The organism is Mesorhizobium sp. M0048, assembly GCF_040323405.1.
Taxonomy (GTDB): Bacteria; Pseudomonadota; Alphaproteobacteria; order Rhizobiales; family Rhizobiaceae; genus Mesorhizobium.
Map to the genome: position 1 here is coordinate 1 of NZ_JAMYUV010000067.1, position 15,046 is coordinate 15,046.

A 15,046-nucleotide genomic window follows, 5' to 3' on the forward strand; every position below is an offset into this window, starting at 1 on the left:
CGGCTCCGGATACGGCCAATGCGAACGTGCTGCGGGGGGAAGTGTCGAAACGCATCTTTGCCGGCAATAGCAGCACCTACTTCGTCGAACGTGGCGGACAGATGCTGAAAGTCATCGTGCAGAACACCGGTGCTGACAAGCTGGCGGAAGGTCAGGATGTCGTGCTGCGTTGGTCGCCGGAAAGCACGGTCTCGATCGTGTCGGGGTAGCAGGCCAAAGATGCACCACTGACCGACTCAGATGGGGAGTGTGGATGGCATGGCTTTTGTGATGGCAAAAAGATTGCAGCATTCCTGGTTGAGGTCGGCGCCTCAATTTCCCTGAGCGATAGGATCGGTCGGTGTATTTGGATGGTGTCAATCCGGCGCCCTCTTCTCTCCCGGATCGTGCATGGTACCCCGAAAACCGTTCTGCATTGCTCCCAACGGCCTGACGATCCTGTGCAGCACTGGGCCAGACCGCTAGCGCCTCTGCGCTAGGTAATTTCCCGTAGGGACATAACCGAATTTCGCGGCCTGCGGATTCGCGCGATTGCCGTGTCACGGACCAACCGGGAAAACAGCCATGCACGCCCAATCGACCTCCAGAATTTCGCTGCCGTCACACTCTTTGCAGTCGAGCCTGCCTGCCCGCGTTCGATCCGACACCGCTACAGCCGGTCAGCTTCTTTCCCTCCGGTTCGGAGATCTATGCCCAAGGTGAAAAGGCCGGAGCCTTCTATCAGGTCGAGTTTGGCGGCGTCCGTATTTACCGCCTGCTTGCGGACGGTCGCAGGCAGATAAGCGTCTTCCATCTGGCGGGAGAGACATTCGGCTTCGAAGCCGACACCACCCATCATTTCTTCGCCGAAGCCATCAATGCCACGGGTGTGCGCGTCATCCGCTTTGCCACTGGTGCAAATATCAGCCGATGGCGGAATTGTTACTTTGTCGACTTCAGCAATGTGTTAGAATCGTTTTTCGGAAAAAGTGGCCTTGTGGCATCAATTTTCATGGAATAGGATCATTTTTCATAGTTTCGGCGGAACTGACCAAAATTCGATAAAAGGATTCGCTTTTCATGCCTGCGGCGCAACAGCACCAATTTTCAGGTCCTGTTACTGTTTTTCAGGAAATCCGCCTTCCTGAAAGGGCCACCCCGGCCGGGTACAGCGCCCTGATAGGAGCCTACAGGCTCGCCGTGCCCTTGCCCCGCACGTTGTTCGCTACTGGCGAGCATCATCGCATTACCGAACGGGATGGCTGGCGGATCATGACTCCCCGCCATGCCCCAAATCCTACCCTCGAAGGTCACCTGACCTTCGCGCTCAAGTACGAGGGACTGGACCTTGCCGTCCTCAAGCGGCTGTTCCAAGTGACCGGTCCCGCGCCGATCGAGGCGCTGGTCCGTGAAAGTCGGACCGGCAGTTATGCCCGCCGCATCTGGTTTTTATATGAATGGCTGAGGGGCGCGCGTATCGATCTGCCGGACGCGGATGCCGGAAGATACGTTCCGGTTGTCGATCCTGAGCTGCAGTGGCCCGGACACGAGAAGACCGCTTCGCGCTACCGTGTAAGGGACAATCTCCCCGGCACGCGTGAGTTCTGCCCTCTGGTGTTCCGCACCAAGATTCTCGAAAAATTCATCGGCCTCGGACTATCGAGGCGCGCGGAGGCAATCGTAGCGGACGTGCCGCGCGACGTCCTTGCTCGGACCGCCGCCTTTCTTTTGCTCAAAGACTCGCGATCAAGTTACGCGATCGAGGGCGAGCGGCCGCCGCAAGATCGCATCCAACGCTGGGGCCGCGCGATCGGCGAAGCCGGCGGCCGGCCAATAGATCGCGATGAGCTGCTGCGTCTGCAAAGAATTGTACTCGGCGACGCCCGTTTCGTCAGACTGGGCTTCCGAAAAGAAGGAGGATTCGTCGGTGGGCATGACCGAGACAACCGCATGCCCCTGCCCGATCACATCAGCGCTCGGCCCGAGGACCTGCCGCAGCTAATTGATGGAATGGTGGCCTTCGATCAAGGCGCGGCGCAAAACCTTGATGCAGTTATAGCCGCCGCAATTCTCGCCTTCGGCTTTGTCTACATCCACCCGTTCGAGGACGGAAACGGCCGCATTCACCGCTACCTAATCCACCACGTTCTTGCCATGCACGGTTTCAATCCGCCGGGAGTGGTCTTTCCCGTCTCAGCGGCGATCCAGGACAAGATCAACGAGTACAGGGGCGTGCTCGAGAGCTATTCGCAACGCCTTCTGCCGTTGGTTGAATGGGAACCGACGCCCGAATTCAACGTCCGGGTTCTGAATGACACCGGTGATTTCTACCGTTTCTTCGATGCAACCCCACACGCCGAATTCCTCTATGCCTGCGTTCAGCGGACGATCGAACGGGACCTTCCGGAGGAAACCGCTTTTTTGCAGCGCTATGACCAATTTCGGCGGCAGGTGGACGCCTCTATCGACATGCCCGAGCGGCTGACGGACCTGCTCTTCCGTTTCCTTCACCAGAATGGTGGCCATCTGTCCAATCGCGCACGCGAAAAGGAATTCGCCGCGCTGACCAATGAGGAGGCAGGGAGAATCGAGGCCATCTACGCGCAAACCTTTGGTGGCAAGTGAAGGCGTAACCTTCACAAGGATCTTCAGGCCCACGGTTGCGATCCTTATCCCGGCCTTCATCACAACTCTTGGTTTGTCGAGTTTTTTCCGCACGGTCTGACCGACCGCCGATCACGGCCTCGGCCCAAATGCGCTTGACAAATCGATGCCGGCCCGTTCAACCTGAGGCATTCACCAGGGGGGTCCCGGCAAGGGGCTGAGATACTGCTGGCTTTCGCGGCGCAGTGACCCGTTGAACCTGATCCAGTTCATACTGGCGTAGGGACGGTGCAAGCGCTTTGCGGGAGTTTACGCCCGAGGTCCTGTTTCGGCAGGTCAACCAAAGCGTCTTTTCATCCTTCCGGCACAGAACTGGGTCTCCAATGCATGAGCAAAGGAGCCTCAAGATGAATGCCCTCACCCCAGCCGTCTCAACGGGACCGCTGCCTGCCTCACGGAAAATTCACAAGCCCGGCACCATCCACCCACAGATTAGGGTGCCGATGCGCGAAGTCTCCGTCCATCCGACGGCCGGCGAGCCGCCCGTCACCGTCTACGATCCGTCCGGCCCCTATACCCACCCGGCTGTCGAAACCAGCATCGAAAAAGGCCTAGCCCGGCTTCGCCACGAATGGATTTTGGCGCGCGGTGATGTCGAGGCCTGTGACGGGCGCCATGTCCGGCCGGAGGACAACGGGTTCGCTACGGGCGAACGCCTGACGCCAGAATTTCCCATTCGCAACCGGCCACTCAGGGCCAGGGCCGGCAAGGCGGTGACACAGCTTGCCTATGCGCGCGCCGGCATCATCACGCCCGAAATGGAGTTCGTCGCCATCCGCGAGAACCTTGGTCGTGAGATCCTGCATGGCAAGCTTGAGCGTGACGGCGAGGCTTTCGGCGCGACGCTGCCCGATTTCGTGACGCCGGAATTCGTCCGAGAGGAGGTGGCGCGCGGACGCGCAATCATTCCCGCCAACATCAACCATCCCGAGAGCGAGCCGATGATCATCGGTCGCAATTTCCTGGTCAAGATCAACGCCAATATCGGTAACTCCGCCGTCACCTCGTCCATGGCCGAAGAGGTCGAAAAGATGGTGTGGGCGATCCGCTGGGGCGCCGATACGGTGATGGACCTGTCGACCGGCCGCAACATCCACAACATCCGCGACTGGATCCTGCGCAACTCGCCGGTGCCGATCGGCACGGTGCCGCTCTACCAGGCGCTCGAGAAGGTTGGCGGCATTGCCGAGGATCTGACCTGGGAGGTCTACCGCGACACGCTGATCGAGCAGGCCGAACAGGGCGTCGACTATTTCACCATCCATGCGGGCGTGCGGCTGCACTACATCCCGCTGACCGTTGACCGGGTCACTGGCATCGTCTCGCGCGGTGGCTCGATCATGGCCAAATGGTGCCTGCATCATCACCGGGAAAGCTTCCTCTACGAACATTTCGCCGAGATCTGCGACATTTGCCGCGGCTATGACGTGTCCTTTTCGCTGGGCGACGGCCTTCGTCCCGGCTCGATCGCCGACGCCAATGACGCAGCACAATTCGCCGAGCTGGAGACGCTCGGCGAGCTGACACAGATCGCCTGGGCGAAGGATTGCCAGGTAATGATCGAAGGCCCCGGCCACGTGCCGATGCACAAGATCAAGGAGAACATGGACAAGCAGCTCGCCGTCTGCGGCGAGGCGCCGTTCTATACGCTTGGGCCGCTGACGACCGACATCGCGCCGGGCTACGACCACATCACCTCCGGCATCGGCGCGGCGATGATCGGTTGGTTCGGCACCGCCATGCTCTGCTACGTCACGCCCAAGGAGCATCTCGGCCTTCCCGATCGCAACGACGTCAAGACGGGCGTCATCACCTACAAGATAGCCGCCCATGCCGCCGACCTGGCAAAAGGTCATCCGGCGGCGAAAGTCAGGGATGATGCCCTTTCCCGCGCGCGCTTCGAATTCCGCTGGGAGGACCAGTTTAACCTGTCGCTCGACCCCGAAACCGCGCGTTCCTTCCACGACGAGACGTTGCCGAAGGAGGCGTACAAGCTGGCGCATTTCTGCTCGATGTGCGGGCCGAAATTCTGCTCGATGCGTATCTCCCACGACATCCGCGCCGAGGCGCAGAAGGAGGGCATGGCGGCGATGGCGGCGAAATACCGCGAGGGCGGCAATCTCTACATACCGGCTGACGAGACCGGCGCACCGGCCATGCCACAGGCGCGTGCGCCATCATGAGGGTGCTGGTCAAAGGGGCCGGCGTTGCCGGCCTCACCGCCGCCTTCGAGCTCGCCGCACGCGGCGCGGCGACCACCGTTGCCGAGACAAGGCCTGCCATCGAGGGCAATGCGTCGTGGTTCGCCGGTGGTATGCTCGCGCCATGGTGCGAGCGTGAAAGCGCCGAGCAGCCGGTGCTGGATCTCGGACGCGACGCCGCCGACTGGTGGGATGCGGTGCTACCGGGTCAGGTGATACGTGCCGGAACGTTGGTCGTGGCCGCGCTGCATGATACTGGCGAACTCGACCGGTTCGCCAGCCGCACGTCGGGATATCGGCGGGTCGACGAAGACGAAATTTCGCTCCTGGAACCCGACCTCGCCGGCCGCTTCTGGCGCGGATTGCTCTTCCCCGATGAGGCTCATCTCGACCCGCGCCAGGCGATGGTAGCACTTCATGACAAGCTCGCGGCCATGGGCGTCGAATTCCGCTTCGGCGCCGACGCCCAGCCTGTTTCCGGTTTCGATCGTCAGATCGACTGCACTGGAATCGCAGCAGCCGATGACAGGCTGCGCGGCGTTCGCGGCGAAATGCTGCTCCTGCGCACGCCTGATATCTCGCTGTCGCGCCCGGTCAGGCTGCTGCATCCGCGCTTTCCGCTTTATGCGGTGCCGCGTGCCGACACGCAGTTCATGGTCGGCGCGACTATGGTTGAAAGCCAGTCCGCCGGACCGGTGACGGCGCGTTCGATGATGGAACTGCTCGGTGCCGCCTATGCCCTCCACCCGGCTTTTGGCGAGGCCGGGATCGTTGAAACAGGTGTCGGCATCCGTCCAGCCTTTCCCGACAATCTGCCGCGCGTGGAGGCACTTGGAACTGCCGTCGCGATCAATGGACTCTATCGCCATGGTTTTCTTCTCGCCCCTGCCATGGCGCGCCAGGCTGCCGACCTCGTTTTTCAATCAAAACGGACCAAGGAACTTGCTCATGAAACTGATGGTCAACGGCGAAGCGCATGAGGTTGCCGCCGCCACGCTGGCCGAACTGCTTGCCGCGCTCGACTATGAGGGCGATTGGCTGGCAACGGCGGTCAACAGCGACCTCGTGCACAAAGCCAAGCGGGCGGAATTCCAGTTGAGCGACGGCGACCGGATCGAAATCCTCTCGCCCATGCAAGGCGGTTAGACCATGTTAGAGCTTTATGGAACCGAGCTTCCGTCGCGCCTGCTTCTCGGTACTGCTCAATATCCTTCGCCGGCCATCCTTGCCGAGGCCGTCAAGGCGTCGGGAACCTCGGTGGTGACCGTCTCGCTGCGCCGTGAGATGGCAGGCGGCAGGGCTGGCGAAAAATTCTGGTCGTTGATCCGCTCGCTCGGCGTCAGAATCCTGCCCAACACTGCTGGCTGCCACTCCGTCAAGGAAGCGGTCACGACCGCGAAAATGGCGCGCGAGGTCTTCGGCACCAGCTGGATCAAGCTCGAAGTGATCGGCAATCACGACACGCTGCAGCCGGACGTGTTCGGCCTGGTCAAAGCCGCGCGCATCCTGTGCGAGGACGGTTTTGATGTATTCCCTTATACCACCGATGACCTTTTCGTCGCCGAGCGGCTGCTGGAGGCGGGCTGCAAGGTCTTGATGCCATGGTGCGCGCCGATCGGTTCGGCGCTGGGGCCGGTCAACATCACAGCGCTGCGCTCGATGCGCGGACATTTCCCTGGCGTCCCGCTGATTGTGGATGCGGGGCTGGGACGACCTTCGCACGCGGCCACCGTCATGGAACTCGGCTTTGACGCCGTCCTCCTGAACACAGCGGTCGCCAGGGCGGCCGATCCGGTCGGCATGGCGCGCGCGTTCGGCAAGGCGGTCGACGCCGGCCGTGAGGCTTTCAGTTCGGGAATGCTCGAACCGCGCGACGTCGCCGTGCCATCGACACCGACGATCGGCAGAGCAGTTTTTTCATGAAGCTCGATCCCTTCTACCTGATCGTCGACAGCGCTGCCTGGATCGAACGGCTAGTGCCACTCGGCGTCAGGCTGGTGCAGCTGCGCATCAAGGATAGGGACGAGGTCACGCTGCGCTCGGAAATCCGCCGCGCGAACGGCGTCTGCGCGGTCCATGGTTGCCAACTGATTGTCAACGACTATTGGCGACTCGCCATTGAGGAAGGCTGCGACTTCGTACATCTCGGCCAAGAGGATTTGGCTGCGGCTGACCTGCTGGCGATTAAGTACGCCGGATTGAAGCTCGGGCTTTCGACCCACGATCATACCGAACTGGAAACGGCGCTAGCGGCCGAGCCGGACTATGTGGCCCTGGGGCCTATTTATCCCACTAGCCTCAAGAAGATGAAATGGGCGCCGCAAGGGCTCGAGCGGATCAGCAAATGGAAGCATCGGGTAGCGCCGATCCCATTGGTCGCCATCGGCGGCCTCAACCCCGACCGGCTCGACAGTGTCTTTGAGGCTGGTGCGGACAGCGCGGCCGTGGTGACCGACATCACGCTCAACGCCGATCCCGAAACGCGCACGCGAGAGTGGATCGAAAGGACAGAGAAATGGCGCTGAGGCGAGAACCGCATGTGCTCGTCGTTAGTGGTTCGGACTCCAGCGGGGGCGCCGGAATAGGACGCGATATCGAGACGATCTCCTCCCTTGGTGTGCGCACCTGCCTGGCTGTCACCGCGCTGACGGTGCAAACGCACGAAACCGTCATGGCAGTCCATCCTTCTCAGCCCGGTCTCGTGGCCGATCAGATGCGCGCTGCGCTGCAGGCCAACAATGTGACGGCCATCAAGATCGGCATGCTCGCAACCGCTGAGATCGTGGCTGGCGTTGCCGCCGTGCTGCGCGAAAATCCGCAGGTGCCGGCAGTGCTCGACCCGGTTCTGGTCTCCACTTCAGGTCGAGCGCTACTCGAAACGGACGCCATCGCCGCCATGAAACGTGATCTGATGCCGTTTTGCCGTCTCGTCACACCCAATCTTTTCGAGCTGGCGCTCTTTGTTGGCGCTGAACCGGCGGCGAACGAGAGCGATGCGGTGAGACAGGGACGGAAATTGCTGGCAGTCGGCGCACAGGCCCTGCTGATCAAGGGCGGCCACGCGGCGGGACCCCGATCGACCGATATTCTGTTGCACTTTGATCAAGAACCAATCCGCTTTGACACACCGCGACTTTCCGTATCGATGCGCGGGACGGGCTGCATGCTGGCCAGCGCGATTGCGGCGCATCTGGCGAACGCGAGCCCACTCGAAAACAGCGTGCGCAAAGGCAAGCTGTTTGTGTTCGAGCAGCTTCAGAAGAAGGCAGCCGAATGACCGCGGCATCTCCCGGCCCAGTCAAGCTTAAGTCCGCGTCGCTCGCCGCGAGATTCTCGACGATACGGCTGCCGCTCACATCCTTCGATCATGCGCACGCGCGGTTCGCTGTCGGGAGTGACGCCAGACTCCTCCGGGGCGAGTAAGTTCGTTCGCTGGCGCAGATCGATAGTGCCAATATAGAAAACAATCGTCGCACAAGACTGTCGCACCTCGATACGGCGATCTGAGCGACGGTCGAGGGCGCTCAAAGCCCGAGGCCTCGTTTCCGGCCTAAACTCCAATCCACTGCGCCGCTTGCGTGCAACGTCCCGGATGTGAATACGGCTTGGTATATTTCACGTCAATTAATAAATTTACGCATGCAATAATTTTTGTCCACGCGTTGATAATTTGCAAAGCTTCCTGTAAAATTTCGACTTGCAGTCGCGCGCCGGCTCACCATAAGGAAATCATCGGGGACAACGCATGGACCAGGCCGAAATCCATGCTGCGAGGGTTTGAATGGCGATGACGCACAAGACGATGGAGGATTTCGCCCGTTCGTGCGGCGTGTCCCGGCCCACGCTCTCCAAGTATTTCGACGATCCGACCAGCGTCAAGCCGGCGACGCGCAAGCGCATCGAGGAAGCGCTACGCTCGTCCGATTACCAGCCTAATCTGTTTGCGCGGAACCTCAACCGCAAGCGCACGCGCAGCATTGGCATTGTCGTGCCGACTGTGACCGATCCGTTCTATTCGGAGATGGTCAGCCGCATCGAGCTTCGGCTGCGCGACGAAGGCTACTGGCCGATCGTCATCTCCTCGCACGGCTCGACCGAACTCGAAGTCGAGGCGACGCGGACCATCCTGTCGCTCAAGGTCTCGGGCGCGCTCGTCGCGCCGCTCGGGCGGCGCTCCGACCATCGGACGCTCGAGAAGCTGACGCAGGCGATCCCGATCGTCTATTTCGACACTTACCTCGAGGGCAACACGCCCTTCGTCGGCAACAACAACACGCAGAGCGTCGCGACCGTCGTCGACTATCTCTGCCGCTCGGGCGACGCGCCGGTTTATTTCGACATCCCGCACGTCAACCACAATTCACCCGAACGGCTGAGCAGCTATGTCGCCTCGATGAAGCGGCTCGGGCATGAGCCCATCGTGATCGGCAACACCAAGGACTACACTTGGGATTTCGAGCGCATCGGCTACGAGCAGACGGAAAGAATGCTTAGCAATGGCGACCTGCCGGGCAAGACCATCCTGTGCAACAATGACCGTCTGGCCTTCGGCCTGATGGCCGCAGCCTTTGCCCGGGGACTCAAGATCGGCCGCAAGCCCGACTGCGACCTGCGCGTCGCCGCGCATGACGACCATCCGCTTAGCCGCTACGCATGCCCAGGCCTCACCACCATGGCACAGGACTTCGCGTCGATGGCCGGCCGCAGCGTCGAGACGCTGCTTGCCCTGCTCAATGAAGACGAGACGGCGGTCGCGCCCAAGGTCAAACTCGACGCGACGCTAGTGATGCGTCAGTCGGCTTGATCTTCGCGAAAGCGCGATCGAAGCCTTGCCATGCGGCAACCGCCGCCTCGACCGCCTGCCGTGATGCCGGCCCCTGACGGCCCATCGAGACGAAGCCGTGGATCTGGCCCGGCCAGCGCCTGAGCACGACCGGCACACCGGCGTCCTGTAGGCGCCCGGCATAGGCTTCGCCCTCGTCGGCGAGGATGTCATGACCGGCGATGGCGATGAAGGCGGGCGCCACTCCCACAAGGCTTTCGGCTTTGAGCGGCGAGACGCGCCAATCGCCGACATCGGCGGCGTCGCGGACATAGTGGTCGCGGAACCAGGCCATGGTCGTGGCGGTCAGGCCAAAACCTTCGGCAAAACGACGATAGCTGTCCGCCGTCTGCGCGGCATAGGTGTTGGGGTAGAGCAGCAGTTGCGCCGTCAGCGGATGTTTGTCCCCACGCGCAATGAGGCTGAGCACAGTGGCCAGATTGCCGCCGGCGCTGTCGCCTGCGACGGCGATGCGTTTCGGGTTGATGCCGAGATCGGCGGCATGATCCTGCATGAAGGACAGCACGGCGCGGCAGTCTTCCACCGCGGCCGGAAACTTGTGCTCCGGCGCCAGCCGGTAATCCGGCGACACGACGACGCAAGCCGCGACATTGGCGAACCAGCGGCAGATCTCGTCATGCGATTCGAGATTGCCGATTACCCAGCCGCCGCCATGCAGATAGAGCAGCGCCGGAGCATCCGCATTAGGCGCGCCCTGCCCGCGATAGATCCTCAGCGTCAGCGGCCCACCGGGTCCGGCGATTGTGCGCTCGGTGACTGAGCCCACCGGCTCGCGACCGCCTTGTAGATCGGGAAGACCGTCTACATAGGCACGGCGCGCCTGTTCCGGCGTGCCAGCCTCGAAGGGCGGCCTGTTCGCCCGGCGGCCGAGATCGAGAACATGTCGCGCCTGCCGGTCGAGCGCGGACGGGGACGGCGTTGCCATCAGTGGCGTTGTCGTCATCGGCGGACCTCCCGTCAGGCCAGCAGGCTCGCCGCTTCGTCCTCGCCGAGCAGCGGCGGCTGGTCGACCGTGCCGTTGACGGCAACCGAGCCGCGGCTTTCGCCCGAGGCCAGGATGGCTTCCATGATCTCAAGTACATGCAGCGCCAATTCACCGGACGCGCGGGGCTTGCGTCCCTCGACCAACGCTCGCGCCAGATCGGCGACGCCGAGCATGCGGTAGTTGGCACGGTCGGGCGCCGCATAGGGCCAGTTGCGCGCGCCGTAGAGTTGGCTCTCACTCTCGTGATCTTTCCAGTCGGCGCCGCGCGCCGAGAGCGAAACGGTGCCGCCGAAGGTGTCGGGATCGGGCAGCCCCAGCGAGCCCTCGGTGCCGTGCAGTTCGATCGGATGGTTGGAGTGTTTGAAGACGTCCCAGGAGGCGCCGAAGGTGACCGTGGCGCCGGAGCGGAATTCGAGCAGCGACACGATGTTGGTCGGTGTGCCGACCTTGAAGGTGGTGTTCTTGTAAGGCCCGTCGGCGGTGATCAGACGCTCCTCCTGGCCGCGCGTCGCCATCGCCATGACGCGGGCGACCGGGCCCAGCAGGTTGACCAGCATGGTCAGATAGTAAGGACCCATGTCGAAGACCGGGCCACCGCCAGGCTGGTAGTAGAATTGCGGGTTGGGATGCCAGTGCTCCATGCCGCGCCCCATCATGAAAGCGGTGCCGGTCACGGCGCGGCCGATCGCGCCCTCATCTATCAGCCGGCGCGCCCGCCGTCCGGCGGCGCCGAGGAAGGTGTCGGGGGCCGACCCGAGCAGCAGCCCGCGCTTTGCTGCCTCCGCCACCAGCCGGCGGCCATCGGCGACGGACGTCGCCAGCGGCTTTTCGGTGAAGACGTGCTTGCCCGCTGAAAGCGCCGAAAGCGAAATGTCCAAATGCGCCGCCGGTATCGTCAAATTGAGGACAAGGTCGATGTCCGGATCGGCCAGCAGCGCGTCGACCCCGAGCGCGCGGATGCCATATTCCTTGGCACGGAGCGCCGCCATGTCGGCTGAAATGTCGGCACAGGCGCGCAACTCGACCCCGCCGAACAGGCCCGCATTGCGCAGATAGGTCATCGAGATGTTGCCGCATCCGATGATGCCGATGCCGAGCTTTGTCTTTGATGTCCCGTGCATTTCAGATCTACCTCCCCAAGCGGTCATGGCCTGGCTGCACCCTTGCGCCAGCAATGGATCACAGTCGAAAGCCGCTATACAACATTTTAATTCTTGACGCGCGTAAAATTTTTATAGAGCATATGAAAATGATGGCGCAGCAGGATTTTGAAAACAAACGATTGGGGAATTTTGAACTCATGAGCCTAGGAACCAAGGTGCGTCTTGCGCGCCTCTTCTCGCATCCATCGGGGAACCTTTTTGGCGGCGCGGTCGACCACTTCGTCGGTTATGGCGACGTGCGCAAAGGCGGACTTGCCGACCTGCCGGGTGCGCTTGCCCGCGTCATGGCGGGCAAACCCGACTACGTCAGCATCCAGCCTGGCACCGCGCGCCATCTGTGGCCGCAATATGCGGGCAAGGCTTCCCTGGTGATTCAGGCGGGCTGCTTCACTCCGGACGATCGCATCAGCGAGTTGATAGCAACACCCGAGGATGCGGTGCGCGCGGGGGCCGATGCGTTGGCCGTGGCCATTCCGGTGCGCGGCGCGACCGAGGGCAAATACATACGCTGGCTGACCGATTCGGTGAATGCAGCGGCCCGCTACGGCATGCCTGTGGTCGCGCATATCTACCCTCGCGATTTCACCGACGGGGCAACGATAGTCTTCACCCCCGACGAGATCGCCTACGCGGCGCGCATCGGCTACGAATCCGGCGTCGACGTGATCAAGATCGGCTACACGGGCGATTTCGAGTCGTTCCGAGAGACCGTCCGGACCTGCCCGGTGCCGGTTGTGATCGCGGGTGGTCCGAAAACCGATACGCTGCTCGGCGCGCTTAAGCAGACGGCGGACGCCATCCGTGCCGGCGCACGCGGTGCCGTGGTAGGCCGCAATCTCTGGGGACATGGCGATCCGGAGAAGGCTGCGCTTGCCTTTCGGGGCGTCATCCATGACGGCCTTTCGGCGCAAGACGCCCTGGCGAAGGCGGGTGCCTGAACGATGCCCACCGTCCCTTCAATCCTCGGCTTCGGCGCTATTGCGATCGACGACATCGTCTATGTCGATCAGCCGTTGTCGGCGGGCAAGGGGAAGGTTCTGCATAGTACCCGGTCTTTCGGGGGAAATGTCGCGACGGCGCTAGCCGCCGTCGCGCGGCTCGGCGGAAGCGCCGGGTTCGTCGGATGGCTGGGCAGCGCCGCTGACGACGCCGTGCTGCGCGATCTCGTTGCGAGCGGTGTTGAAACCGAATTCGCGCCGCGCCACCCGGACGCGCGCCCGGTGCGCTCGCGCATTACCGTCGGCTCGGACGGGGAACGGTTCATCGCGTATGACGACGACGCGATGCTGGGCACCGCGTCGGACTTCCCGGACGAGGTCCTCAGCCGCGCGACTGTCCTGATCGTCGATAGCTACGCGATCCGGTCGCTGGATGTCGTTGCTCGGGCTCGCGATCTCGGCCTTGCGATCCTCGGCGATATCGAATGGAGCTGCGGCCCAGCCACGGAGCGGCTGATCGCGCTCTGCGACCATCTCATTCTTCCCCTCGGCTTTGGGCGGACTGCCACAGGGCGCCGATCGCCCGCCGAGATGCTCGATGCATTGTGGTCGCCGTCGCGGTCCGCCGTGGTTCTGACCGATGGCGACAGGGGCGTGTACTATCGCGGGCGTCAAGAGACAGGTCTCTGGCATCTGCCCCCGCACCGGGTTGTGGTCGTCGACTCGACCGGCGCGGGTGACTGCTTTCATGGCGCCTACGCGCATGCGTTGATGCGCGGAGCCGACACCGCAGGCCGGGTGGCATTCGCGGCCGCGGCGGCGGCCCTCTCGATAACGGGACGTGGCGGGCGCGAGGCGCTTCCGACCGACGACCAGGTCACGGAACTCCTGGCATCGACGAACGCGCCGTCAGCAGTCGAACTAAAAAATGCGTATGTCGATACTGGAACGTAGCCTGAAACTATCCGAGGAAACATTTCGCCGGTGAACATAGGCCGAGGAAATTATAAGAATCATTGGCTTATGCTTGTGGAGGGAGGAAGATGGCAGAAGTCATTCTTGAGAAGATCTGCAAAACCTACGGGAACAATTTTCGCGCAATCGACCAATTGAACCTATCGGTCGAGGACGGCGAGTTCTTGATTCTCGTCGGGCCGTCCGGCTGCGGCAAATCCACCGCGTTGCGAATGATCGCGGGATTGGAGGACATCACCAGCGGCAGCCTTCGGATCGGCGGAGTCGACGTCGTCGACATGCCGCCCAAGGACCGCGACATCGCGATGGTCTTCCAGAGCTACGCGCTCTACCCGCACATGACGGTGTTCGAAAACATCGCCTTTTCGATGCGGCTGGCAGGCAAGCCGAAGGCCGAGCGCAAGAAGCGCGTCGACGAGATCGCCAAAACCCTTCAGTTGACGTCTTTGCTGGACAGCAAACCCGCGAACCTGTCAGGCGGACAGCGTCAACGGGTTGCCATGGGCCGCGCCATGGTGCGCGAGCCGGCCGCCTTTCTCATGGACGAACCGCTTTCCAACCTGGATGCAAAACTGCGCGTGCAAATGCGTGCCGAAATCACCAGCCTGCAAAAGCAACTCGGCGTCACGACCATATACGTGACCCACGACCAAATCGAAGCGATGACGATGGGCGACAGGGTCGCGGTGTTGAAAGGTGGCGTGCTGCAGCAGGTCGACACACCCAAGAGACTCTATGAATCGCCGGTGAACGCCTTCGTTGCCGGCTTCATCGGCTCTCCTTCGATGAACCTTTTCGAAGCGACCCTGAAGGGCAGCGAGCTCGTTTTTCGCGACTTCGCCATCCGGCTGCAGGATGCAGCCTTCGTACGCAGGCCGGGCTTGCGGTCCTATGCGGGGCGCAAGATCGTGTTCGGGATACGACCGGAGGATCTTTATGACAGCAGCCTCGAATCCGGCCGCAAGTATCAGACTATACCCGCAAAGGTGACTTCGATCGAAGAGCTCGGCTCTGAACATATCGTCCACCTGAACATCGACGCGGTCCGGGTGGACTCCGGCGATCCGGACGCGGTGGACGATTTTGGCCTGGCATCGAACGCGGTGGCGAGATTCGAGCCGGCCAGCGTCGTCCACTCCGGCTCGGAGATCCGGTTGGCCCTGGATGATTCCAAGTTCCATTTCTTCGATCCCGAGACGCATCTGGTGATCTGAAGATCTGCGGCAGACCGCAGGCGGGAGCGAGGCGCCTGCGAAAGATACTCGCAAGAAGGTTTCTGAATAAACCAGATGATCGAC

The 15,046-nt window shown here is 62.1% G+C and carries 15 protein-coding genes and 1 riboswitch; of the genes, 13 read left to right on the top strand and 2 right to left on the bottom strand.

What is annotated here, in order from left to right:
• The 10 genes from NKJ84_RS30245 to NKJ84_RS30290 all read left to right on the top strand — a co-directional run.
• A partial coding sequence (locus NKJ84_RS30245) for a TOBE domain-containing protein (RefSeq protein ID WP_352509500.1) occupies window positions 1-209 on the top strand: 209 nt, incomplete at its 5' end.
• A gap of 476 nt (window positions 210-685) precedes the next feature.
• Entirely contained in the window at window positions 686-1,000 is a 315-nt protein-coding gene (locus NKJ84_RS33335; RefSeq protein WP_502904050.1) for a cyclic nucleotide-binding domain-containing protein, read from the top strand.
• A gap of 59 nt (window positions 1,001-1,059) precedes the next feature.
• Entirely contained in the window at window positions 1,060-2,604 is a 1,545-nt protein-coding gene (locus NKJ84_RS30255; protein ID WP_352509501.1) for a Fic family protein, read from the top strand.
• 166 nt (window positions 2,605-2,770) lie between these two features.
• Window positions 2,771-2,887: riboswitch (TPP riboswitch) on the top strand.
• 103 nt (window positions 2,888-2,990) lie between these two features.
• Window positions 2,991-4,826: a phosphomethylpyrimidine synthase ThiC gene (gene thiC / locus NKJ84_RS30260; RefSeq protein WP_352509503.1), complete on the top strand. Its 1,836-nt coding sequence runs from the start codon at window positions 2,991-2,993 to the stop codon at window positions 4,824-4,826.
• On the top strand, window positions 4,823-5,824 hold the full coding sequence (thiO, locus tag NKJ84_RS30265) for a glycine oxidase ThiO (protein WP_352509504.1): 1,002 nt from the start codon (window positions 4,823-4,825) through the stop codon (window positions 5,822-5,824). The genes thiC and thiO overlap by 4 nt, the downstream gene beginning before the upstream one ends.
• Window positions 5,793-5,990, top strand: coding sequence for a sulfur carrier protein ThiS (thiS, locus tag NKJ84_RS30270; protein ID WP_254818579.1), 198 nt, complete (start codon window positions 5,793-5,795; stop codon window positions 5,988-5,990). Before thiO ends, thiS begins: the two co-directional genes overlap by 32 nt.
• 3 nt (window positions 5,991-5,993) lie before the next feature.
• Window positions 5,994-6,767, top strand: a complete 774-nt coding sequence (locus NKJ84_RS30275; protein WP_352509505.1) for a thiazole synthase — start codon at window positions 5,994-5,996, stop codon at window positions 6,765-6,767.
• Window positions 6,764-7,369 (top strand): thiamine phosphate synthase, encoded by a 606-nt coding sequence (locus NKJ84_RS30280; protein ID WP_352509506.1) that lies wholly within the window; start codon window positions 6,764-6,766, stop codon window positions 7,367-7,369. Before NKJ84_RS30275 ends, NKJ84_RS30280 begins: the two co-directional genes overlap by 4 nt.
• On the top strand, window positions 7,360-8,121 hold the full coding sequence (locus NKJ84_RS30285; RefSeq protein ID WP_352509507.1) for a hydroxymethylpyrimidine/phosphomethylpyrimidine kinase: 762 nt from the start codon (window positions 7,360-7,362) through the stop codon (window positions 8,119-8,121). Before NKJ84_RS30280 ends, NKJ84_RS30285 begins: the two co-directional genes overlap by 10 nt.
• Before the next feature lie 504 nt (window positions 8,122-8,625).
• Window positions 8,626-9,648, top strand: coding sequence for a LacI family DNA-binding transcriptional regulator (locus NKJ84_RS30290; protein ID WP_352509508.1), 1,023 nt, complete (start codon window positions 8,626-8,628; stop codon window positions 9,646-9,648).
• Here the strand turns inward: NKJ84_RS30290 and NKJ84_RS30295 are convergent.
• Window positions 9,608-10,630, bottom strand: a complete 1,023-nt coding sequence (locus tag NKJ84_RS30295) for an alpha/beta hydrolase (protein WP_352509509.1) — start codon at window positions 10,628-10,630, stop codon at window positions 9,608-9,610. The genes NKJ84_RS30290 and NKJ84_RS30295 overlap by 41 nt on opposite strands.
• A 14-nt stretch (window positions 10,631-10,644) precedes the next feature.
• Window positions 10,645-11,793, bottom strand: coding sequence for a Gfo/Idh/MocA family protein (locus NKJ84_RS30300; protein WP_352509510.1), 1,149 nt, complete (start codon window positions 11,791-11,793; stop codon window positions 10,645-10,647).
• Between the two features lie 179 nt (window positions 11,794-11,972).
• Between NKJ84_RS30300 and NKJ84_RS30305 the strand changes: the two genes are divergently transcribed.
• The 3 genes from NKJ84_RS30305 (at window position 11,973) to NKJ84_RS30315 (ending at window position 14,962) form a co-directional block, all read left to right on the top strand.
• Entirely contained in the window at window positions 11,973-12,773 is an 801-nt protein-coding gene (locus NKJ84_RS30305) for a beta/alpha barrel domain-containing protein (RefSeq protein WP_254818671.1), read from the top strand.
• Between the two features lie 3 nt (window positions 12,774-12,776).
• Complete coding sequence (locus NKJ84_RS30310) at window positions 12,777-13,727, top strand: PfkB family carbohydrate kinase (protein ID WP_254818572.1); 951 nt, start codon at window positions 12,777-12,779, stop codon at window positions 13,725-13,727.
• Between the two features lie 89 nt (window positions 13,728-13,816).
• On the top strand, window positions 13,817-14,962 hold the full coding sequence (locus NKJ84_RS30315; protein ID WP_352509511.1) for an ABC transporter ATP-binding protein: 1,146 nt from the start codon (window positions 13,817-13,819) through the stop codon (window positions 14,960-14,962).
• The last annotated feature ends 84 nt before the right edge of the window (window positions 14,963-15,046 follow it).

Excerpts from the sequence above, each read along its gene's own strand:
- thiC (WP_352509503.1), top strand. The coding sequence starts at position 2,991 with ATGAATGCCCTCACCCCAGCCGTCTCAACGGGACCGCTGCCTGCCTCA.
- NKJ84_RS30255 (WP_352509501.1), top strand. The coding sequence starts at position 1,060 with ATGCCTGCGGCGCAACAGCACCAATTTTCAGGTCCTGTTACTGTTTTT.
- NKJ84_RS30310 (WP_254818572.1), top strand. The coding sequence starts at position 12,777 with ATGCCCACCGTCCCTTCAATCCTCGGCTTCGGCGCTATTGCGATCGAC.
- NKJ84_RS30315 (WP_352509511.1), top strand. The coding sequence starts at position 13,817 with ATGGCAGAAGTCATTCTTGAGAAGATCTGCAAAACCTACGGGAACAAT.
- NKJ84_RS30305 (WP_254818671.1), top strand. The coding sequence starts at position 11,973 with ATGAGCCTAGGAACCAAGGTGCGTCTTGCGCGCCTCTTCTCGCATCCA.
- thiO (WP_352509504.1), top strand. The coding sequence starts at position 4,823 with ATGAGGGTGCTGGTCAAAGGGGCCGGCGTTGCCGGCCTCACCGCCGCC.
- NKJ84_RS30300 (WP_352509510.1), bottom strand. The coding sequence starts at position 11,793 with ATGCACGGGACATCAAAGACAAAGCTCGGCATCGGCATCATCGGATGC.
- NKJ84_RS30280 (WP_352509506.1), top strand. The coding sequence starts at position 6,764 with ATGAAGCTCGATCCCTTCTACCTGATCGTCGACAGCGCTGCCTGGATC.
- NKJ84_RS30285 (WP_352509507.1), top strand. The coding sequence starts at position 7,360 with ATGGCGCTGAGGCGAGAACCGCATGTGCTCGTCGTTAGTGGTTCGGAC.
- NKJ84_RS30275 (WP_352509505.1), top strand. The coding sequence starts at position 5,994 with ATGTTAGAGCTTTATGGAACCGAGCTTCCGTCGCGCCTGCTTCTCGGT.
- NKJ84_RS30290 (WP_352509508.1), top strand. The coding sequence starts at position 8,626 with ATGGCGATGACGCACAAGACGATGGAGGATTTCGCCCGTTCGTGCGGC.
- NKJ84_RS30295 (WP_352509509.1), bottom strand. The coding sequence starts at position 10,630 with ATGACGACAACGCCACTGATGGCAACGCCGTCCCCGTCCGCGCTCGAC.
- thiS (WP_254818579.1), top strand. The coding sequence starts at position 5,793 with ATGAAACTGATGGTCAACGGCGAAGCGCATGAGGTTGCCGCCGCCACG.